Origin of the sequence: Priestia sp. JSM ZJ58 (assembly GCF_044383985.1) — a bacterium.
Lineage (GTDB): Bacteria > Bacillota > Bacilli > Bacillales > Bacillaceae_H > Priestia > Priestia zanthoxyli.
This window is the reverse complement of record NZ_JBISEM010000001.1, coordinates 720,978-741,909: the sequence shown is the minus strand read 5'-3', so window position 1 is coordinate 741,909 and position 20,932 is coordinate 720,978. Positions and strand designations below refer to the sequence as shown.

Below are 20,932 nucleotides of genomic sequence, written 5' to 3'. Positions count from 1 at the left end.
ACATGGATTTTCTTCATGTATGGACGATTTCACAATATCTATATAGTAGTAAAAGAAGATTATTTTGTTTCTTTTGCTTTTTCTTCTTTTTCTTTTTGTTCTTTTAAAATTGCTTTACGAGATAAGTTAACGCGACCTTGTTTATCAATTTCCATGACTTTAACTAAAAGCTCGTCACCAATCGCTACAACGTCTTCTACTTTTCCAATACGCTCTTCTGCAAGCTCTGAAATATGAACAAGCCCATCTTTTCCGCTGAAGATTTCTACAAATGCACCGAATTTTTCAATTCGTTTTACTTTTCCTAAGTACATTTGGCCGACTTCAACTTCGCGTACAAGATCTTCAATGATTTTCTTCGCTTTTTCATTCATCGGCTGATCAATAGAAGAAATGAAGATTGTACCATCTTGTTCGATATCAATTTTAACGCCTGTTTCTTCGATGATTTTATTGATTTGCTTGCCGCTTGGTCCAATAACATCACGAATTTTATCAGGGTTAATCGCCATTGTAAGGATCTTAGGCGCATATTGAGAAAGCTCTTGACGAGGCGTAGCAATCGTTGACATCATATGATTTAAGATTTGCATACGGCCTTTTTTCGCTTGTTGAAGGGCTTCGTCTAAAATTTCACGAGATAACCCGTCAATTTTAATATCCATTTGAAGCGCAGTTACGCCATTTTCGGTACCTGCTACTTTAAAGTCCATGTCTCCTAGGTGATCTTCCATTCCTTGAATGTCCGTTAGAATCGAGTAGTGTTCACCTGATTTGATCAGACCCATTGCAATCCCTGCTACAGGTGCTTTAATTGGAACCCCAGCATCCATCATTGCAAGCGTGCTTGCACAAATACTTGCTTGTGAAGTAGAACCGTTTGACTCTAATACTTCAGATACAAGACGAATTGTATAAGGGAAATCTTTTTCATTTGGAATAACCGGTTCAAGTGCACGTTCACCTAGCGCACCATGTCCAATTTCACGACGACCCGGTCCGCGCATCGGTCTAGTTTCACCAACACTAAATGAAGGGAAGTTATAGTGATGCATGAAGCGTTTAGATTCTTCTACACTTAAACCATCTAAAATTTGCACATCGCCAAGTGCACCTAATGTACAGATGCTAAGCGCTTGAGTTTGTCCACGCGTAAATAATCCAGATCCGTGTGTACGTGGAAGCAAGTTTGTTTCAGAAGAAAGTGGACGAATTTCGTCAATACTACGGCCATCAGGACGTACTTTTTCTTCTGTGATCAAGCGACGCACTTCACTTTTAACAAGCTTCGACAAAATTTCATTCACTTGATTTAGTACTTCTTCTTCTACATCTTGCTCTTCAAATTTTGCAGCTACAGCGCTTTTCACTTCTTTAATCGCATTTTCGCGCGCATGCTTTTCTTGAACTTGAACAGCACGATTCATGTCACCTTCTGCAATTTCGCGAACTTGACGCTCAAGGTCAGCATCAACAGTATAAAGCTCAACTTCAACTTTTTCTTTGCCTACTGCTGCTACAATTTCTTCTTGGAACGCAATTAATTTTTTAATTTGCTCGTGTCCAAACATAATTGCTTCTAACATTACTTCTTCCGGCACTTCATCAGCGCCTGCTTCAACCATGTTGATCGCGTCTTTTGTACCAGCAACCGTCAGATGAATATCGCTTTTTTCAAGCTCATCTACCGTTGGGTTTACAACAAATTCATTGTCTACACGGCCTACGATTACGCCTGCAATAGGACCTTCAAATGGAATATCAGATACTGATAATGCTAATGAAGAACCAAACATTGCTGCGATTTCTGAAGAACAGTTTTGGTCTACGCTCATTACAACGCTGACAACTTGAACTTCGTTTCGGAAACCATCTGCGAATAAAGGACGAATCGGACGGTCGATTAAACGGCTAGCCAAGATTGCTTTTTCACTTGGTCTGCCTTCACGCTTAATGAATCCACCTGGGATTTTACCGACTGCATATAAACGCTCTTCATAGTTTACTGTTAACGGGAAGAAATCTACATTTTTAGGCTCTTTTGAAGCCGTTGCTGTACTTAATACAACTGTGTCTCCATAGCGGATTAATGCTGCGCCATTTGCTTGTTTTGCCAACTGGCCAACTTCAACTTCTAGCTTTCGTCCAGCTAGATCTACAGAGAACACTCGTTTTTCTTGTTCCATATCGACGAGTACCCCTCTCTACATATAAAATATGTATGTAATCAAATGTGATAGTTTTATTATAAACGAAATATCCAAAAACAATAGCTTTTTTCACATTATGTAGCATCTTTAATGTTTCTTAAATGTACATACTAAAAAAGCGGGAATGCTCCCGCTTTCTTCTTATTATCGACGTAAACCAAGTTTGTTGATTAACTCACGATAACGAGTAACGTCTTTGTTACGTAGGTAGTTAAGTAAGTTACGACGTCGACCTACCATTTTTAAAAGACCACGACGTGAATGGTGATCCTTTTTATGAGTACGTAAGTGACCGTTTAGATTGTTAATTTGCTCTGTTAGGACAGCGATTTGAACTTCTGGAGAACCAGTGTCGTTCGCATGAGTTTTGTACTCACTAATGATTTCATTTTTACGCTCTTGTGTGATAGCCATCCTATTCACCTCCTTATTATTAAACCCCAGTTACCGAGCAAAACGTTGGTGAATCGTAATGCCAAGCAATGGTTGTTTTACATACAAGTGTTATGTTACTACTTATTAGAACAAAAAGCAAGTCGTAGCAGCTATTTATATATATTTTTTTATTTCTTGTTTTTTTGAATTCCTTCAAAATAAGCAAGGGCTTCTTCCTTGTCCTTTGAGATCTGACCGACAAGCTCTTCGATGCCGCTGAACTTTTTTTCTGAGCGAATCATTCGGTGCCATTTCACCGTTACGTGCTGATCGTAGATTTGCTCGTCAAATGATAATAAGTGGACTTCGATTGTTGGCTTTTCTAAATTATCGTGAAAAGTCGGCTTGTAGCCCACGTTGCACACTCCTGCATACCACTTACCGTGAAGCTGAAGCTCAACAGCATACACGCCGATGCGTGGAAGTAAATACTCATCGTCTAAAGCGATGTTAGCAGTAGGAAAACCTATTTGCCTGCCTCGCTTTTCTCCATGAGTCACTGTACCTGACACTTCATAATAGCGGCCAAGCAGCTCTTTTACTCGATGTATATCTCCATTTGCTAAACTTTCGCGAATAAGCGTTGAACTAATTTTTTCTTCGCCATTTGTTAACTTATCAATTGTTGTTTGCGTGAATTTTGATCGAGAATGAAATGGTAGTATTTCCATTGTTCCTTTACCTAACTTTCCATACGTATAGTCAAATCCAGCTACCACATGCTGTACATTCAGTCCAATAATATACTGATCAACAAACTCTTGAGGCAATAGTGCTGCAAACTGTTTATCAAAATGAACGATATATAAAAAGTCAATTCCCATTTCCTCAATGAGTTTCTTTTTTTCTTGAAGCGGTGTGATCATATCAATGTGCTGCACATTGCGCCCGAGCACCACAGAAGGGTGAGGAGTAAACGTCATCACAGCACTAGCTATGCCTTTTTCATCGGCTAACTGTTTTGCTGAATTTATCACTTGCTGATGCCCTAAATGCACACCATCAAAATAACCAAGCGCTAACACTGATTGTTGAACAGCTTCTCGTTGAAAGTGGTGTGGATGTCGAATTTCAATCGTTTCCAAAACACAGTTCACCTTTTCCCTAACCGGTCTAGTCGATTGCCAACACTTTAACCGGCTTCATTAAATGTTTTTTTGTTGGGTGCTGAGCATAAATTGCTAAGCACTTGCCTGCAGAATTTATCATTAAAAAGAAGGGTTCTTTTTTTAACTCTTCATCTTCCGTACACGGCAATACCGCGCCATTTTTCACTTTCTCTGCTAATGTATCACTAATTTGAAGTTTCGGCAAATGATTAAGAGCTTCTTCGATCGAATGTAGTTTCTCATTGATCGTTTCTTCTTCTACCGCCCGTTCAATATCTTCAAATGTCACACAATCTTTGAGTGAAAACTGCCCGGAACCCGTTCGCTGCAAATACGACATATGAGATGGATAGCCAAGAGCTTCTCCAATCATCACAGCAAGCGTTCGCACATATGTACCTTTGCTGCACGTTACGCGGAATTTGAAGGAAATTTGTTCTCCCTCAAATGTAGCGCGATCATCCAGCAGTTCAAAGTTATAGATATGAATGGTTCTAACTGGGCGCTCTACTTCGATTCCTTGCCTTGCATATTCATATAGTTTTTTACCTTTGACCTTTACCGCTGAATACATTGGAGGGACTTGCTGAAGTTCTCCTGTCATCGAAGACAGCACTTCTTCGATTTGAGCACGTGAAAAAGAATCCGCTACTTTCTTTTCTTCTACAACCTCTCCGGAAGAATCTTCTGTTGTTGTAGAAAACCCGAGTGTAACTTCCCCTTCATAGGTTTTAGTAGCTCCTGTTAGATATTCTACAATCTTGGTAGCTCTACCGATACAAATAGGCAATACCCCTGTAACGTCTGGGTCTAATGTGCCTGTATGCCCTACCTTTTTAGTGCGAAGCAGCTTTCGGACTTTAAACACACAGTCGTGCGAAGTCAGGCCAGCTGGTTTATGTAAAACTAAAACACCGTCCACTCATTCTTCATCTCCTTTTCATTTAAAAAAGGGTGTCTCAGAAGCAAAAACCACTTTTGAGACACCCTTTTTTGTTTCTACATTCACTGATCTTATTCGTTCTCTTGATGGTCATCGCTTTCTTTTTTTATTTCATGAAGCAATGATTCAATTCGATTACCATAATCAATTGATTCATCAAACTCAAACGTAATTTCAGGTGTTTTACGTAAGCGAATGCGCTGACCGATTTCTGAGCGGATAAATCCCTTTGCTTTCGCAAGGCCTTTTAACGTATTCTCACGCTGTTCAGCATCTCCTAAAACAGAGATATAAACTTTCGCTTGCTGTAAATCGCCTGATACTTGAACATCTGTTACAGTCACAAAACCGATGCGCGGATCCTTGATTTTACGATTTAAAATCTCGCCCATCTCTTTTTTCATTTGTTCTCCGACTCTAGTTGCTCTTATGTTCATCTGTGTCACCCCTTTTATAACCAATCAAAAGTTGTAATGGTACGTTCAATCTCTGGAAAAGAATCAATCAAGCTTAGCGCTTTTTGCAGTTCTTGTTCCGTTGTGACACGGCTAGATGAGACTGCGACAATGCTAATTTTTGTTCGTTGCCACACATCTTGAAAATCAGTTTCTGAAACCGATACGTTAAACCGCTGCTTCAAGCGCATCAAGATGCGCTGAAGCACGGCACGTTTTTCTTTAAGAGAAGCAGCATCGTAAATTAAGCATTCACACTCCACTAGTCCAATCATTTAGGATCAATTTGCTCCATTACATATGCTTCAATAATATCTCCTTCTTTAATATCATTGAAGTTTTTAATTGTAATACCACACTCATATCCTTGAGCGACTTCTTTTGCATCGTCTTTAAAGCGTTTTAGCACATCTACTTCACCTTCAAAGATAACAATTCCGTCACGGATTAAACGAATTCCACTGTTACGCGTAATTTTACCGTCTGTTACGTAACTTCCTGCGATTGTACCAACTTTTGATACTTTGAATGTTTGACGTACTTCCACTTGACCGATGATTTTTTCAGCAAACTCAGGGTCAAGCATTCCTTTCATCGCAGATTCAATTTCTTCAATTACTTTATAAATAATGCGGTGAAGACGAATATCTACGTTTTCTACGTCAGCTGTACGTTTTGCTCCAGCATCTGGACGCACGTTAAAGCCGATAACGATTGCGTTAGAAGCAGTTGCAAGAATGATATCAGATTCTGTAATTGCGCCTACACCCGTATGGATAATACGAACATTTACACCCTCTACATCAATCTTTTGAAGAGCAGCAGCCAATGCTTCTACAGAACCTTGTACGTCTGCTTTTACGATAAGGTTTAAGTCTTTCATTTCACCTTGTTTAATTTTTTCAAATAAATCATCTAAGCTTACGCGAGATTTTTCACCGCGCTGTTGTTCAAGCTGCTTTTGAGCACGAGCTTCTCCGATTTGACGAGCTGTTTTCTCATCTTCAAATACTAAGAAACGATCTCCAGCTAATGGAACTTCGTTTAAGCCAGTAATCTCAACCGGAGTAGATGGTCCTACTTCCTTCACACGGCGGCCGATATCATTTACCATTGCACGAACGCGGCCAAACGTATTTCCGACTACGATTGGATCACCTACGCGTAGTGTACCAGTTTGAACAAGAAGCGTTGCTACAGACCCACGGCCTTTATCTAGCTGTGCTTCTACAACTGTACCTGCTGCACGACGGTTAGGATTTGCTTTTAACTCCTCTACTTCACTTACAAGTAAAATCATTTCAAGTAATTGATCGATCCCTTCACCTGAAATGGCTGAAAGCTTACAGAAGATTGTTTCTCCGCCCCACTCTTCAGCTACAAGGCCGTGCTCCATTAGTTCTTGCATAACGCGATCTGGATTTGCTGCTTCTTTATCCATTTTGTTAACCGCAACAATAATTGGCACTTCTGCCGCTTTTGCATGGTTAATCGCTTCAATTGTTTGAGGCATTACACCATCGTCTGCTGCAACAACAAGGATTGTAATATCCGTTACTTGCGCACCGCGAGCACGCATTGTTGTAAATGCAGCATGCCCTGGTGTATCAAGGAATGTAATTTTCTTTTCATCAACCACAACTTGATAAGCACCGATATGCTGCGTGATACCGCCTGCTTCTGCAGCCGTTACTTTTGTGTTACGGATAGAGTCAAGAAGCGTCGTTTTACCGTGGTCAACGTGACCCATGATTGTAACAACTGGAGGACGCACTTGAAGGTCTTTTTCGTCGTCAATAATTTCTAATGATTCAAAAGCAGTGTCATCTACTACTACTTCTTCTTCAACTTCTACACCGTATTCTCCGGCAATTAGTTCGATAGAATCTTTATCTAACTCTTGGTTAATTGTTGCCATTACACCAAGCATAAATAATTTTTTAATAATTTCAGAAGGCTCTTTGCCTAATTCTTTTGCTAACTCAGAAACCGTTAAGCTTCCGACAAACGTTACTTTTTCCGGTAACTCTTTTGCAGCTGCTGGAGCTGGTCTACCTTTTGGTGCCTGTGACTTTTGTGCCTGTGGCTTTTTGTTACCTTTATTGTTTCCTTTGTTAGCTGTTGATTTTGTATTTTTATTCAATACTTTCACCCCCATAAAATTAACCGAGCATCGTTGCTAGCTTTTTAGCAAATCCCTCGTCCATAACGGCTACCACAACTCGAGCATCTTTACCAATCGCTTGACCTAGCGTGTAGCGATCGGGAACCATTCTAACCGAAACGTTGTAGTAAGAACATTTATCCGTTACTTTTTTCTTTGTGTTTTCAGACGCATCGCTTGCTAAAAGTACTAACTTTGCTTTTTGTTTCCGAACTTCTCTAACCACAAGTTCTTCTCCAGAAATCAATTTGCGTGCACGGTTTGCAAGCCCTAAAAAAGAGATCCACTGTTCATTCATTAGCGTGACTGTTTCTCCTTTTCTACAAGCGCTAGCAACTCTTCATAAACCGCTTCATCTATTGACGCGCCTAAATGTGTCGAAAGCACATTTTTCTTTTTTGCCAATAAAATTGCTTCTTTATCCTTGCTTACATAAGCTCCGCGCCCGGACTTTTTACCCGTTACATCAACTGAAACGTCGCCTTCTTTTGAACGTACAACGCGTACTAGCTCTTTTTTAGGCTTCATTTCTCCAGTGGCCACACATTTTCGCATCGGGACTTTTTTACGATTGTTCACCTTGGCTCACCTCTTATTCCATATCTTCATCTGAATCAAATGCATGTTGACTTACTAGCATATCATCGCTGCTTTTTACAACCATACCTTCTTGCTCAGCTTCTGATTGACTTTTAATATCAATTTTCCAGCCTGTCAGCTTAGCGGCTAGACGTGCATTTTGTCCACGCTTACCAATTGCAAGTGACAGCTGATAGTCAGGAACGATAACAGTTGTTGCTTTTTCATTTTCATCTACAATCACATCTACTACCTTAGATGGACTTAGGGCATTGGCAACAAATTCAACTGGGTCATTTGACCAGCGAACGATGTCAATTTTTTCACCTTTTAGTTCATTCACAACAGCCTGTACGCGCTGACCTTTTGGACCAACACAAGAGCCGACCGGATCTACTTCAGCATACTCAGAATGAACAGAGATTTTTGAACGGTCTCCAGCTTCGCGAGCTACTGATTTTAATTCAACTGTACCGTCATAGATTTCCGGAACTTCTTTTTCGAAAAGACGTTTTAAAAGACCTGGATGCGTACGTGAAACATAGATTTGTGGTCCTTTTGTTGTTTTTTCTACTTTCGTAATATACACTTTAATACGATCATGAGGTTTATACTGCTCATTTGGCATTTGCTCGCTTTGAGGAAGCAATGCTTCAATTTTGCCAAGGCTCACGTAAATGAAGCGAGAATCTTGACGCTGAACAATACCTGTCATAATATCTTCTTCACGATCGCTGAACTCTGAGTAGATAACGCCGCGCTCCGCCTCACGAACACGCTGTGTAACAACTTGTTTTGCTGTTTGAGCCGCGATGCGTCCAAAGTCTTTTGGCGTTACTTCGATTTCAACCACATCGTCTAGCTGGAAGTTAGGGTTGATTGTTTGTGCTTCTTCAACCGAAATTTCTAGACGTGGATCATATACTTCATCAACCACATCTTTGCGAGCAAACACGCGCATTGAACCTCTTTCTAAATTTAAATCAACGCGTACGTTTTGCGCTTGGTTAAAGTTGCGTTTGTAAGCAGAAATTAGCGCTGCTTCAATTGCTTCAATAATTACATCTTTGCTAATGCCTTTCTCTTTTTCAAGAATGACTAAGGCATCAAATAACTCACTGCTCATCGTTGGATAATCCCCCTTTAATATTGGCCCCTACACATTAAAATACAATCGCTAATCGAGCAAAAGCGACTTTGTCATATGGTAAAATCACCGTTTTTGTGCGTGTTTTGATACGAATAGATAATGTGACAGTTTCTCCGTCAAATGATTGTAATTCGCCTTCAAATTCTTTTGCACCTTCAATTGGTTCATATGTTTTTATGTATACATGCTTACCAATTGCACGTTCAAAATCTTTATCTTTTTTTAATGGGCGTTCCGCACCAGGCGATGATACTTCTAAAAAATAGTTATGAGGGATTGGATCTACTGCATCCATTTTCTCACTCAATTTTTCACTTACTGCTCCGCAGTCTTCGATATCCACGCCGGTATCAGAGTCGATAAACACACGTAAAAACCAATCTTTTCCTTCTTTTACGTATTCAATTTCAACAAGCTCTAAATTCATTTCCTCTAAGATAGGGGAAACCATTTCTTCCACTGTTTGTTTTACATTTTTACTCATTCTAATCCTCCCTTCGAGACATTGCATGGTATGTTTAGGTTACGCGTTTTTTATGTCTCTTATATCAAAAAAGAGTGGTTTATTTGCTATTTTTATTTTGCACTCTATAAGAGGTCTAACCTACTAGAGTGGAAATGTTGTCATTTGTGTTGCAGGATTTTAAACGTCACATAATAAATCAATCATGGTGATTGAAAATCTACAGAAAAAACGAATCATGCTAGAAGCCGATTCGTTCTCCATACTACTTACTATGACAGTAAGTTCATATCAATAAGAAAGAGCGGGTTTCCCCACTCTTTCTCGTCCGTATCCTTAGCATTTCCACAATTACTATATCATAACCGCTTATTTTATGCAAATGTTAGAAAAGAGAAAGCTGGTTCTGATCAGGTAATGATTCAAGGCATCCATGGTTGTCTAGATACTCTAAAATCGTCTTCGATACTTTGCCTCGCTGCTGCAAGTCTTCTTTCGATAAAAACTCTCCCGTTTCACGAGCTTTTACAATGTTCAGCGCTGCATTTGTGCCAAGACCAGGAATGGCATTAAACGGTGGAATTAAAGATGTGCCGTCAATTAAAAATTCGTCTGCGCTCGATTCATATAAATCTACTTTTTTAAATGAATAGCCTCGTTCGCACATTTCCAAAGAAAGCTCAAGCACCGTTAATAAGTTTTTCTCTTTAGGAGATGCATCTAAACCTTTGGCATTGATTTCTTCCATCTTCGCTCGAATGGCAGTTGATCCTTTAATCATCGTATCAATATCAAAGTCATCTGCACGAACCGTAAAGTATGCTGCGTAATAAAGAAGCGCGTGGTGCACTTTGAAATAAGCAATACGCACGGCCATCAATACATAAGCAGCCGCATGGGCTTTAGGGAACATGTACTTAATCTTTTTACAAGAATCAATATACCAGTCCGGAACACCATTTTTGATCATTTCTTCTTCAAATTCAGGTGTTAGCCCTTTCCCTTTACGCACAGACTCCATAATTTTAAAAGCAAGTGAAGGTTCAAGACCTTGATAAATTAGATAAACCATGATGTCATCACGACAGCCGATTACTTCACTTAAGTTGCAAATATCATTGCGAATTAGCTCCTGCGCATTACCAAGCCATACGTCCGTCCCGTGCGACAGTCCCGAGATTTGAACAAGTTCTGAAAACGTCGTTGGCTTCGTATCTTCTAACATTTGACGCACAAAGCGCGTTCCAAATTCAGGTATGCCAAGCGTTCCTGTTTTACACATAATTTGTTCTTCTGTTACGCCAAGTGATTCCGTTCCACTAAAAATTTTCATCACTTCAGGATCATCCGTCGGAATTGTTTTTGGATCAATTCCACTTAAATCTTGAAGCATGCGAATCACGGTCGGATCATCGTGTCCGAGTATATCAAGTTTTAATAAATTATCATGAATCGAATGGAAGTCAAAATGAGTTGTTCTCCATTCGGAATTACGGTCGTCAGCTGGAAACTGGATGGGTGAAAAATCGAAAATATCCATATAGTCCGGTACAACAATAATTCCTCCTGGATGCTGACCAGTTGTACGTTTTACGCCCGTACATCCTGCTACTAAACGATCCACTTCTGCGTTTCGTAAATGTAAATCGCGGTCACCAGCATAGCCTTTTACATAGCCATAAGCTGTTTTTTCGGCAACTGTACCGATTGTTCCCGCACGGTATACATTATCTTCTCCAAACAGTACTTTTGTATAGTTATGAGCTCGTGGCTGATACTCTCCGGAGAAGTTCAAATCGATATCGGGAACCTTGTCTCCCTTGAATCCTAAGAACGTTTCAAACGGAATATCGTGTCCATCTTTAATAAACGGTACGCCACAATCGTCGCAGCTTTTGTCCGGCAGATCGAATCCAGAACCTACGGAACCGTCATTAAAAAACTCGGATTTCTTACATTTTGGACACACATAATGCGGCGGCAGTGGGTTTACTTCTGTAATTTCCGTCATCGTCGCAACAAATGAAGACCCTACGGAACCACGTGAACCAACTAAGTAACCATCATTTAATGATTTTTTAACGAGTTTATGCGAGATCAAGTAAATAACGGCAAACCCGTGGCCGATAATACTTTTCAACTCTTTCTCTAGACGAGCTTCTACTACTTCAGGCAGCTCTTCACCGTAGATGCTGCGTGCCATCGCATAGCTCATTTCACGCATTTCTTCGTCCGCACCTTCAATTTTCGGCGTATATAAATCATCTTTAATTGGTTTAATATCATCGATCATATCGGCTATTTTTTGCGTATTATGAACAACAATTTCTTTCGCTTTGTCCCCATCTAAAAATGAAAAACAATTCAGCATCTCATCCGTTGATCTAAAGTGAACATCCGGCAGCTGATGACGGTTTAAAGGATTAGCCCCGCCTTGTGAACCAATTAAAATTTTTCGGTAAATTTTGTCTTCCGGATTGAGATAGTGAACATTTCCTGTTGCTACAACCGGCTTTCCAATCTTTTCACCAAGCTTCACAATATTGCTAATAATATCTTTTAAGGCTTTCTCATCTCGCACTAAATCTAGTTCAATTAAGTGCTTGTAGTTGTCAGGAGGCTGTACTTCGATGTAATCATAAAATTCAGCTACTCCTTCTACTTCATCAATTCCTTTTTGCATCATGCCTTCGAATACTTCGCCTCGGTCACATGCGGTTCCAATCAAGATGCCTTCTCGATATTTGTCAAGCTGAGATCTTGGAATTCGCGGAACTCGATAAAAGTAATTTAAATGAGAAATCGAAACAAGTTTAAATAGATTTTTTAATCCTACGTCGGTTTGTGCTAAAAGAGTCGCATGATAAGGACGGGCCCGCTGATAGGCATTCCCTTCTCCCATATAATCATTTAAGCGATCATGCATTGTAATTTCCCGTTCAAATGCATCTTTCAGCATTTTATTTAACAAATAGCCAGTTGTTTCCGCATCATAAATCGCGCGGTGATGCTGCACAAGTTCAATATCAAACTTTTTAGCAAGTGTATTCAAACGATGGTTTTTCATATGCGGATACAAAAATCTTCCGAGTTCAAGCGTATCAATAACGCCGTTAGCTGCTTTTTCTAAACCGATTTTTTGCAGTCCCATATTTAAAAATCCCATATCAAAGCTTGCATTATGAGCGACTAAAATACTGTCACCCATCCACTCGTGAAAATCACGAAGTACTTCTGAGATTTCAGGCGCATTTTGGACCATATCATCTGTAATACCCGTCAGCTCAATTGTTGTTGCAGACAGAGGATGATGAGGATTTGCAAACCGTTCAAATCGATCAATGATTTCTCCTTCTTTCATCTTCACGGCAGCAAGTTCAATAATGGTATCGTATACGGCTGACAAACCGGTTGTTTCGACGTCAAATACTACGTAAGTTGCTTCTGTCAAATCCACATGCTTCGGATTATAGGCAATCGGCACGCCGTCGTCTACTAAATTAACTTCCACTCCGTACAGTATTTTAATGCCGTTCTTTTTCCCGGCTCCATATGCTTCAGGAAACGACTGTGCAACCGCATGATCAGTTATCGCTACAGCCGGATGTCCCCATTTTTTAGCTTGTCCGACTAAAGCTCCAACAGATGAAACGGCATCCATTTGACTCATTGGCGTATGCAAGTGAAGCTCCACACGCTTTTCATCTTCAGGCGCTGTATCTTGTCTAGCAGGACCGGTAATCTCGTTGACATCATTTCCAATCATAACTAAATCACGGACAAATGTATCATTTTGTACACTTCCGCGAACCTTTACCCACATTCCTTTTTTAATCGCTTGAAGTAAAGGAATATCTTCTTTGTCACGTGAAAACATTTTAACCATAATAGAGTTTGTATAATCTGTCACTTTAAAAATAAGAAGCGTACGTCCGCTTCGTAATTCTCTAGTTTCTGCATCAAATACGTATCCTTCAACGGCAATTCGCTTTTCTTCATCCACAATGGAGTCTAGGCGAACCGTCTCGTCTTTAATCGTATATCCAATTGTAAGCGGACCTTTTGGTAGGTCTGGTCCATCACTTTTTTCATTTTCTTTATTTTGCATTTCTGTGATGGCTTGTAATACTTTTTCTGTATCTTCTTGTTTTCGTTGCTCTACAAACTGCTGAAATGCTTCTTCTGAATGTACAACTTCCGTCATTAGCTGAAGGTTCGGAAAGCCATAGGACGCATACTGATCAGCAATTAACTGACTGTACTTTTTACGTAAAGCCGTTCCTTCTGCATCATGTCGTGCGTTCACAATCAATTTGGCACCGTTCAATCTCGGCATTTGATCTTGTAAAAGCGACTGTAAAAGCGGGGATATTCCCTGCATTTCTCCAATACAATGCTTCCAATATGACTGTACATGCTCTTCCGTACATTCTTTATTAACGGTTTGAATAGAAAAAGAAACACTCGCAATATGAGAAAAAGCTGAAGACATGCGAGCATGGAATAACTCATAGATCTCAAAAGGTAATAACCCTTCTAAAGAAAAATGAAAATGCCATTTTTTTTGTTCTTTCTGAATGACGAGCTTTTCAATCGCTGCGTTTTCAAAATAAGGAACAATTTGATCACTCGTCAGCTCTAACTGCTGCAGCAGCAACTTAAAACGCTCTTTTTTTCCTAGCGTTTGTGCTTCCAAGTTTTCTGCCTCCTTTTATAAATGAGTGCAATCTATTTTAACATAAATGACTTCTATTCTGTCATATGTTCTGTTTATAAACATAAAAACAGCAGGGATACAAATCCCCGCTGCTTCATTACTTCGCTAGCAGTTCTTTCACTGTTGAAACAAGATTGTCAACTGACACTTCTAGTGACTCCCCAGTTTTCCGTACTTTTACTTCTACAATTCCTTCAGATGCACGTTTACCAACTGTTACTCGAACAGGAAGACCAATTAGATCTGAATCTGCAAATTTTACTCCTGCACGCTCTTGGCGGTCATCTAACAGCACTTCAAAGCGATTATCTAATAACTCATTATATAATTTCTCACCTAGTTCACGCTGTTCATCATTTTTCACGTTAACTGGAATAACGTGCACTTGATAAGGCGTAACAGCCTCTGGCCATAGAAGACCGTTTTCATCATTGAATTGTTCTGCAATCGCAGCTACTGTACGAGAAACACCGATACCATAGCAACCCATAATCATTGGCTGGCTGCGTCCGTTCTCATCTAGATACGTTGCTCCCATCGCTTCACTGTAGCGAGTTCCTAGCTTAAAGACATGTCCGACTTCAATACCTTTAGCGAACTTAATAACACCTTGTCCATCCGGTGACTGATCTCCTTCTTGGATGAAGCGGAAATCTTCGTAAGTTGCATTAAAGTTACGTTCATTCACATTTGTATAGTGATAACCTTCTTCATTTGCTCCGCATACACCGTTAACGATTGCTTTTACCGCATGATCAGCTACCACTTCTACTGAATCACTTACACCAATCGGTCCTACTGAACCAACTGCGCATTTTAATGCTTCTTTTGTTTCTTCTGGAGTTGCCAGTTCAACGACGGAAGCTTCAAAATAGTTTTTCACTTTAATATCGTTTACTTCGTGATCCCCGCGAACAAGTACAAGCACAAAACGATCATCTACTTTAAATAAAAGGGACTTGATACAAGAAGTCGCTTCAACATTTAAGAAAGCAGCTACGTCTTCAATGCTATGCTGATTTGGTGTTTCCACTTTTGTTAATTCTTTTTCAGCTTCATCTGATTTTTCATACGTATTTACAACCGGTGCCATTTCAACATTTGCTGCATAAGAAGATGTATCTGAATAAGCAATTGTGTCTTCCCCGATTTCAGAAAGAACCATAAATTCATGCGTATCTTTTCCGCCCATTGCACCTGAATCAGCGATAACCGCACGGAAATTTAATCCGCAGCGCTCAAAGATGCGGCTGTAGGCAGCAAACATTTTATCATACACTTCATCTAAACTTTCTTGAGAAGCATGAAACGAATATGCATCTTTCATAATAAATTCACGACCGCGTAATAAGCCAAAGCGTGGACGTTTTTCATCGCGGAACTTCGTTTGAATTTGATATAAATTTAGCGGTAAACGTTTGTATGACTTCACTTCGTCACGAAGCAAGCTTGTGATAACTTCTTCGTGTGTCGCTCCCAAAGCAAATTCACGGCCGTGACGATCTTTCATACGCATTAACTCAGGCCCATATGAATACCAGCGGCCAGACTCTTGCCACAATTCAGCTTGTTGTAAAGCAGGCATCAATAATTCGACAGAACCTGCACGGTCCATCTCTTCACGAACAATTTGTTCAACTTTTTGCAATACACGCTTACCAAGCGGTAAAAAGCTGTACACGCCGCTTGCATTTTGGCGCATATAACCTGCGCGCAATAGAAGCTGATGGCTTTTTATATCCGCATCAGCTGGCACTTCTCTTAATGTAGGAATCAATGTAGAACTTTGTCTCATAACCTCGCACCTCTTTGCTTACTTCTCTATCTTATTTTTTAAGGCGGACCATGCCGCAATTTTCATATAATCAGCGAGGGAATATCCCTCGCTGAGCGTATGTCTTATAAAAAGAACTTTTGAATATCGTTCCACGTTACAACGAGCATCAGCAGCATTAATAAAGCAAAACCGATAAAATGAACAATCCCTTCTTTTTGACGATCAATTGGCTTACCGCGAATTCCTTCTACAGCGAAGAATAATAGTCGTCCTCCATCTAAAGCAGGAAGTGGAAGCAAATTGACAATCCCTAAGTTAATACTTAAAACGGCTGCCCATTTCATTAGGTAATAAATGCCTGACTGTGCTACTTGATCGGTTGCTGCGTAAATACCTACAGGACCAGAAAGCATATCCAGTTTGAACTGTCCTGTCACAAGCTTCCCAAGGCCCGTTAAGATTTCTTTCATCCACGTATATGTTTCAGTAGCTCCGTGCGTGATCGAACCAATGAATGACTTTTCAACCGGTGCATATACGCCAATTAATCCAATTGTCTGTTCCCCAACCTTGCGGCTTTCAGGTGTAATTGGAATATCTAGGGTTTTGCCGCCGCGCTGAACCGTGAATGTAATTTGCTGTTCAGGATGTTTTTGAATTACTTTTACGACATCATCCCACGTTGAAACACTTTGTCCATCAATTGCTTGAACTTTATCTCCTTGTTTAAGTCCCGCATCAACGGCTACTCCATCTGATGTTAATTTGCCCATCACAGGTTTGTCAACAACATATCCTTGAGAAATCCCAAGAACTATAAAAATAACAAAGGCTAATATAAAGTTCATTAGTGGACCAGCGAAAATGGCTAGCGCACGCTGACCAAGAGTTTTGGAAGCAAACTGACGGCTGTAAGGTGCAATTTGAATGTCTTCTCCGTCCATAACAAAGTAAGATTCTTCTGCTACCTCGAATTTTTGCAGATGTTCATCTTCACCTTCTTCATAACCTGAAATAAATAGATTATGCTCTAAGTCTGCTTGCTCTACCTCAATAACTTTTGCATTTGGATGCTGTTCCTTGTTATTAATAATGACTTTATTTACTTTGCCTTCCTTATCAAACATGAGGCCCACCATTTGACCAGGCTTAACTTCAATCATTTCCGGATCTTCTCCAGCCATTCGAACAAATCCACCTAGAGGCAGTAAGCGAATGGTATAAACTGTTTCATCTCGTTTAAATGAAAAGATTTTGGGACCAAACCCAATGGCAAACTCACGGCATAAGATGCCTGCACGCTTTGCAAAAACTAAATGACCAAGCTCATGAAAGAATACAAGAGCTCCAAAAATGACGACAAACGCAATGACTGTGTTCAATGGGTATTACCCCCTTCATGTAATAGAGTCAAACCTCCACCCACCAAAAATAAGGGAGTGGCTTCTCTCGCACGCACATTATCGAGAGATGGCGGATCTAACAAACTCTCTTGCTTCTAAATCTACTTCTTTAATAGTAGATAAACAAGGTTTCTGTATTACAGTATGTTCATTCATTGCTTTTTCAATCACATCTTCAATTTGTAAAAATGTAATGTGACCATCTAGAAAGGCTTGAACAGCTTCTTCATTAGCTGCATTTAAAACAGTCGGAAGTGTTCCACCCGCTTTGCCAGCCTCAAATGCAAAAGCTAAACAGCGAAAACGCTCTTCATCCATTTTAGCGAAGTGAAGCTGACCAATATCCGCCAAACTTAAACGCTTGGTGTCAGGCAAAGACATGCGTCTTGGATACGTTAACGCGTATTGAATTGGCACGCGCATATCGGGCGTTCCAAGCTGAGCAATAACGCTTGTATCAGAATACTCTACCATAGAATGAATGATGCTTTCCTTATGTAACAATACATCAATTTTCTCATAGGGAAGATCAAAAAGCCAATGTGCTTCAATCACTTCTAGTCCCTTATTCATCATCGTTGCCGAATCAATTGTAATTTTAGCTCCCATTGACCAGTTTGGATGATTTAACGCATCTTCAACCGTTACTCCCTGTAGTTCTGCTCTCGTCTTATCTCGAAAGCTCCCTCCAGAAGCCGTTAAAATTAAACGGTCTATTGCTTTTTGATCTTGCCCTTGCAAACTTTGAAAAATAGCTGAATGCTCACTGTCTACCGGTAAAATATCAGCGCCATATTCCTTGGCTGCTTCCATGACAAGGTGACCAGCGGTAACAAGTGTCTCCTTATTTGCAATAGCAATTGTTTTTCTCATTTTGATTGCTTCTAGCGTAGGAGTCAACCCTACACTTCCAAGAACAGCGTTTACCAACACTTCTGTAGAAGGATCAGTTGCTACTTCCACAAGTCCTTCTTCTCCATAAACAAATCGAATAGAAGGGAATTCTGCTTGCAGTGACAGACAATCTTCTTTCTTCATTACAGAAACAAGGGCTGGCTTACACTGCTGAATAATCTTTCTTGCTTCGTTAATATTTCGACCTACAGAGATTGCTGAGAGCTCAAAATGCTCAGGATGCGCTCGAACAATATCAACGGTTTGAGTACCGATTGAACCTGTAGCTCCTAACAAGGAAATTTTCTTCAAGTATATTCACTCCTATTAAAACAAAGACATCTTTTTTATAGAGATAATAAAAAAGCTAAAATTGGCATGATGAACATTAAACTGTCAAAACGGTCTAAAATCCCACCATGACCCGGTAAAATTTTCCCTGAATCTTTTACGCCATAGTGACGTTTGAACGCTGATTGTACAAGATCACCCATCTGTCCAAATAACGATACGATAATACCAATTACAAGTAGCTCGATCATAGTTTGATCAATATTTGCTAACAGCTTAAATACAACGGCTACTATAATAGCGCATACGACGCCACCAACAAAACCTTCAATTGTTTTATTGGGACTGATTTCCGGCCATAGCTTTCGTTTCCCCATTGCTCGTCCAATAAAATAAGCTCCGGAATCCGTCGCCCAAATAATAAGGAAAGCAAAGAACAAATAAGCTAACCCGAACTCTTGACGAACCTCGATAAAATAATGAAAGCCAAAGCCAACATATACTGTTGTTAATAAAATAAACCCAACGTCATCGAAGGTAAATTTATTTTTAACTACAACCGTGTACATTAATAAAAGAAGGACAGCAGCAAGCGCTACTTCTATCTTATGTTCACTTAAGAATTGAAATGCAACATCTCTTCCGTTTGGTAGTAAAAACACCCAAGTTAGTAATAAACTAATGATACTTGGAAAAGACATTGCTTTCAAATGTTTCATCTTTAAAAGCTCAATTACACCAACTGTTCCGATCACATACATGATAAGGGTAAAAGGTAACCCTCCAATTAAAACAATCGGCACAAATACCGCAAGTGCTACAATCGCGGTGATAATGCGCTGTTTCATCTTGTTTTCCACACCTTCTTATACACCACCAAAGCGGCGACCGCGCTTTTGAAACGCCTCGACTGCTTCGATTAAATGATTTTCTTTAAAATCTGGCCATAATACTTTTGTAAACCAAAACTCTGTGTACGCTAGCTGCCAAAGCATAAAGTTACTTAAGCGAAGCTCACCACTTGTGCGAATAAGCAAATCCGGATCTGGAAGGCTTTTGCTCATTAAATAGGAAGAAAATAAATTTTCTGAAATAGAAGAGGAAGCCACTTTTCCCTGTTCTACATCTTCTGCCAATGACCGAATAGCGCCCACAATTTCGTGACGGCTACCGTAATTAAGCGCGAAGTTTAAAATCATCCCCGTGTTATGCTTTGTTTTTTCAATTGCCTTATCCACGGCTCGAATCGTATGGGCAGGGAGCTCACTTTTATCTCCCATAATACGAACTTGCACATTTTTTTCAATTAGCTCAGGCAAAAAGGTTGTTAAAAATTCCTCTGGCAGTTTCATTAAAAACTCAACTTCAGTTTTGGGGCGCTTCCAATTTTCAGTGGAAAATGCATATAAAGTTAATACTTTAACACCTAATTCATTGGCCAGTCTGGTCACATGACGTACTACTTTCATTCCTTCATGATGGCCCATCATGCGAGGAAGAGCTCGTTTTTGCGCCCAACGACCGTTCCCATCCATAATAATTGCAATATGTTCAGGAACAGGGTGCTGTTTCACTTGATCTTTTCGTTCTGACAAAGACAGTGTATTTAAATCTTGACTTTTCTTCCATGCTTGAAATTTTCTTAACATGCAAAGGTCCCCCGTTGTACGCTCTCACATAAACGTGTAGCTTATGTGAGTTTTTTCTTACTACACATTATTAACAAAAAAACCCCCTGTAAACAATAGAGGGTCTTTTACAATATATTTTACCTTGAAATGACTTAAACTGCCATAATTTCTTCTTCTTTATCTTTTGCCACTTTATCCACTTTTACGATATGGTCATCTGTTAGTTTTTGAATGTCATCACTGTAGCCACGTAGATCGTCTTCAGTAATTTCACCTTTTTTCTCTAACTTTTTGAAATCATCGTTTGCATCACGGCGTACGTTACGAACCGCAACTTTTGCTTCTTCAGCATATTTTTTAACCATTTTCACTAACTCACGACGACGCTCTTCCGTTAAAGCAGGAATCGATAAACGGATAATAGTTCCATCGCTTGTAGGTGTTAATCCTAAATCAGATTTTAAAATAGCTTTTTCAACTTCACCAATTTGTGATTTGTCATAAGGCTGAATAACAAGCATACGAGCTTCCGGTACGCTTACTTGCGCCAATTGGTTAATAGGTGTTGGTGCACCGTAGTATTCTACCGTTACGCGGTCAAGAAGTGACGCGCTTGCACGTCCAGCGCGAATTGATGCTAGTTCGCGGCTAAATGATTGAATTGCTTTTTCCATTCTTTCTTTTGCGTTTTGCAACACTTGTTTTGGCATG

At 39.9% G+C, this 20,932-nt stretch carries 17 protein-coding genes and 1 pseudogene; all 18 read right to left on the bottom strand.

What is annotated here, in order from left to right:
* Window positions 1-59 precede the first annotated feature (59 nt).
* Entirely contained in the window at window positions 60-2,186 is a 2,127-nt protein-coding gene (pnp, locus tag ACH6EI_RS03805; protein ID WP_014458473.1) for a polyribonucleotide nucleotidyltransferase, read from the bottom strand.
* A gap of 168 nt (window positions 2,187-2,354) precedes the next feature.
* Window positions 2,355-2,624 (bottom strand): 30S ribosomal protein S15, encoded by a 270-nt coding sequence (gene rpsO, locus ACH6EI_RS03800; protein WP_013058831.1) that lies wholly within the window; start codon window positions 2,622-2,624, stop codon window positions 2,355-2,357.
* A 149-nt stretch (window positions 2,625-2,773) separates the two neighbouring features.
* Window positions 2,774-3,730, bottom strand: coding sequence for a bifunctional riboflavin kinase/FAD synthetase (gene ribF, locus ACH6EI_RS03795; RefSeq protein WP_099331251.1), 957 nt, complete (start codon window positions 3,728-3,730; stop codon window positions 2,774-2,776).
* A 28-nt stretch (window positions 3,731-3,758) separates the two neighbouring features.
* Window positions 3,759-4,676: a tRNA pseudouridine(55) synthase TruB gene (truB, locus tag ACH6EI_RS03790; protein ID WP_028411398.1), complete on the bottom strand. Its 918-nt coding sequence runs from the start codon at window positions 4,674-4,676 to the stop codon at window positions 3,759-3,761.
* Window positions 4,677-4,768: 92 nt separating this feature from the next.
* Window positions 4,769-5,134 (bottom strand): 30S ribosome-binding factor RbfA, encoded by a 366-nt coding sequence (gene rbfA / locus ACH6EI_RS03785; protein ID WP_013058834.1) that lies wholly within the window; start codon window positions 5,132-5,134, stop codon window positions 4,769-4,771.
* A 14-nt stretch (window positions 5,135-5,148) separates the two neighbouring features.
* Complete coding sequence (locus ACH6EI_RS03780; protein ID WP_013058835.1) at window positions 5,149-5,427, bottom strand: DUF503 domain-containing protein; 279 nt, start codon at window positions 5,425-5,427, stop codon at window positions 5,149-5,151.
* Window positions 5,424-7,292 (bottom strand): annotated as a pseudogene (infB, locus tag ACH6EI_RS03775) (translation initiation factor IF-2); the annotation flags it as partial. The gene ACH6EI_RS03780 and the pseudogene infB, both read right to left, overlap by 4 nt.
* Window positions 7,293-7,314: 22 nt before the next feature.
* Window positions 7,315-7,614: a YlxQ family RNA-binding protein gene (locus tag ACH6EI_RS03770; RefSeq protein WP_028411400.1), complete on the bottom strand. Its 300-nt coding sequence runs from the start codon at window positions 7,612-7,614 to the stop codon at window positions 7,315-7,317.
* Complete coding sequence (gene rnpM, locus ACH6EI_RS03765; RefSeq protein WP_013058838.1) at window positions 7,614-7,895, bottom strand: RNase P modulator RnpM; 282 nt, start codon at window positions 7,893-7,895, stop codon at window positions 7,614-7,616. The genes ACH6EI_RS03770 and rnpM overlap by 1 nt, the downstream gene beginning before the upstream one ends.
* Before the next feature lie 13 nt (window positions 7,896-7,908).
* Window positions 7,909-9,021 (bottom strand): transcription termination factor NusA, encoded by a 1,113-nt coding sequence (nusA, locus tag ACH6EI_RS03760; protein WP_028411401.1) that lies wholly within the window; start codon window positions 9,019-9,021, stop codon window positions 7,909-7,911.
* Between the two features lie 37 nt (window positions 9,022-9,058).
* Window positions 9,059-9,529 carry a ribosome maturation factor RimP gene (rimP, locus tag ACH6EI_RS03755; protein ID WP_028411402.1) on the bottom strand — a complete coding sequence of 157 codons (471 nt, stop codon included), beginning with the start codon at window positions 9,527-9,529 and terminating at the stop codon, window positions 9,059-9,061.
* Between the two features lie 364 nt (window positions 9,530-9,893).
* Complete coding sequence (locus ACH6EI_RS03750) at window positions 9,894-14,204, bottom strand: PolC-type DNA polymerase III (RefSeq protein WP_028411403.1); 4,311 nt, start codon at window positions 14,202-14,204, stop codon at window positions 9,894-9,896.
* Window positions 14,205-14,322: 118 nt separating this feature from the next.
* Window positions 14,323-16,020, bottom strand: coding sequence for a proline--tRNA ligase (locus ACH6EI_RS03745; RefSeq protein ID WP_028411404.1), 1,698 nt, complete (start codon window positions 16,018-16,020; stop codon window positions 14,323-14,325).
* Window positions 16,021-16,124: 104 nt separating this feature from the next.
* Window positions 16,125-17,384 (bottom strand): RIP metalloprotease RseP, encoded by a 1,260-nt coding sequence (rseP, locus tag ACH6EI_RS03740; RefSeq protein WP_028411405.1) that lies wholly within the window; start codon window positions 17,382-17,384, stop codon window positions 16,125-16,127.
* Window positions 17,385-17,462: 78 nt separating this feature from the next.
* Entirely contained in the window at window positions 17,463-18,611 is a 1,149-nt protein-coding gene (dxr, locus tag ACH6EI_RS03735; RefSeq protein ID WP_028411406.1) for a 1-deoxy-D-xylulose-5-phosphate reductoisomerase, read from the bottom strand.
* A gap of 35 nt (window positions 18,612-18,646) precedes the next feature.
* Window positions 18,647-19,438 carry a phosphatidate cytidylyltransferase gene (locus ACH6EI_RS03730; RefSeq protein WP_028411407.1) on the bottom strand — a complete coding sequence of 264 codons (792 nt, stop codon included), beginning with the start codon at window positions 19,436-19,438 and terminating at the stop codon, window positions 18,647-18,649.
* Between the two features lie 18 nt (window positions 19,439-19,456).
* Window positions 19,457-20,239 carry an undecaprenyl pyrophosphate synthase gene (locus tag ACH6EI_RS03725; RefSeq protein ID WP_028411408.1) on the bottom strand — a complete coding sequence of 261 codons (783 nt, stop codon included), beginning with the start codon at window positions 20,237-20,239 and terminating at the stop codon, window positions 19,457-19,459.
* 134 nt (window positions 20,240-20,373) lie between these two features.
* Window positions 20,374-20,931: a ribosome recycling factor gene (frr, locus tag ACH6EI_RS03720; RefSeq protein WP_013058847.1), complete on the bottom strand. Its 558-nt coding sequence runs from the start codon at window positions 20,929-20,931 to the stop codon at window positions 20,374-20,376.
* Window position 20,932: the final 1 nt, after the last annotated feature.

Excerpts from the sequence above, each read along its gene's own strand:
- nusA (WP_028411401.1), bottom strand. The coding sequence starts at position 9,021 with ATGAGCAGTGAGTTATTTGATGCCTTAGTCATTCTTGAAAAAGAGAAA.
- rbfA (WP_013058834.1), bottom strand. The coding sequence starts at position 5,134 with ATGAACATAAGAGCAACTAGAGTCGGAGAACAAATGAAAAAAGAGATG.
- rpsO (WP_013058831.1), bottom strand. The coding sequence starts at position 2,624 with ATGGCTATCACACAAGAGCGTAAAAATGAAATCATTAGTGAGTACAAA.
- ACH6EI_RS03730 (WP_028411407.1), bottom strand. The coding sequence starts at position 19,438 with ATGAAACAGCGCATTATCACCGCGATTGTAGCACTTGCGGTATTTGTG.
- rimP (WP_028411402.1), bottom strand. The coding sequence starts at position 9,529 with ATGAGTAAAAATGTAAAACAAACAGTGGAAGAAATGGTTTCCCCTATC.
- ACH6EI_RS03780 (WP_013058835.1), bottom strand. The coding sequence starts at position 5,427 with ATGATTGGACTAGTGGAGTGTGAATGCTTAATTTACGATGCTGCTTCT.
- ACH6EI_RS03745 (WP_028411404.1), bottom strand. The coding sequence starts at position 16,020 with ATGAGACAAAGTTCTACATTGATTCCTACATTAAGAGAAGTGCCAGCT.
- pnp (WP_014458473.1), bottom strand. The coding sequence starts at position 2,186 with ATGGAACAAGAAAAACGAGTGTTCTCTGTAGATCTAGCTGGACGAAAG.
- frr (WP_013058847.1), bottom strand. The coding sequence starts at position 20,931 with ATGCCAAAACAAGTGTTGCAAAACGCAAAAGAAAGAATGGAAAAAGCA.
- ACH6EI_RS03725 (WP_028411408.1), bottom strand. The coding sequence starts at position 20,239 with ATGTTAAGAAAATTTCAAGCATGGAAGAAAAGTCAAGATTTAAATACA.
- ACH6EI_RS03770 (WP_028411400.1), bottom strand. The coding sequence starts at position 7,614 with ATGAATGAACAGTGGATCTCTTTTTTAGGGCTTGCAAACCGTGCACGC.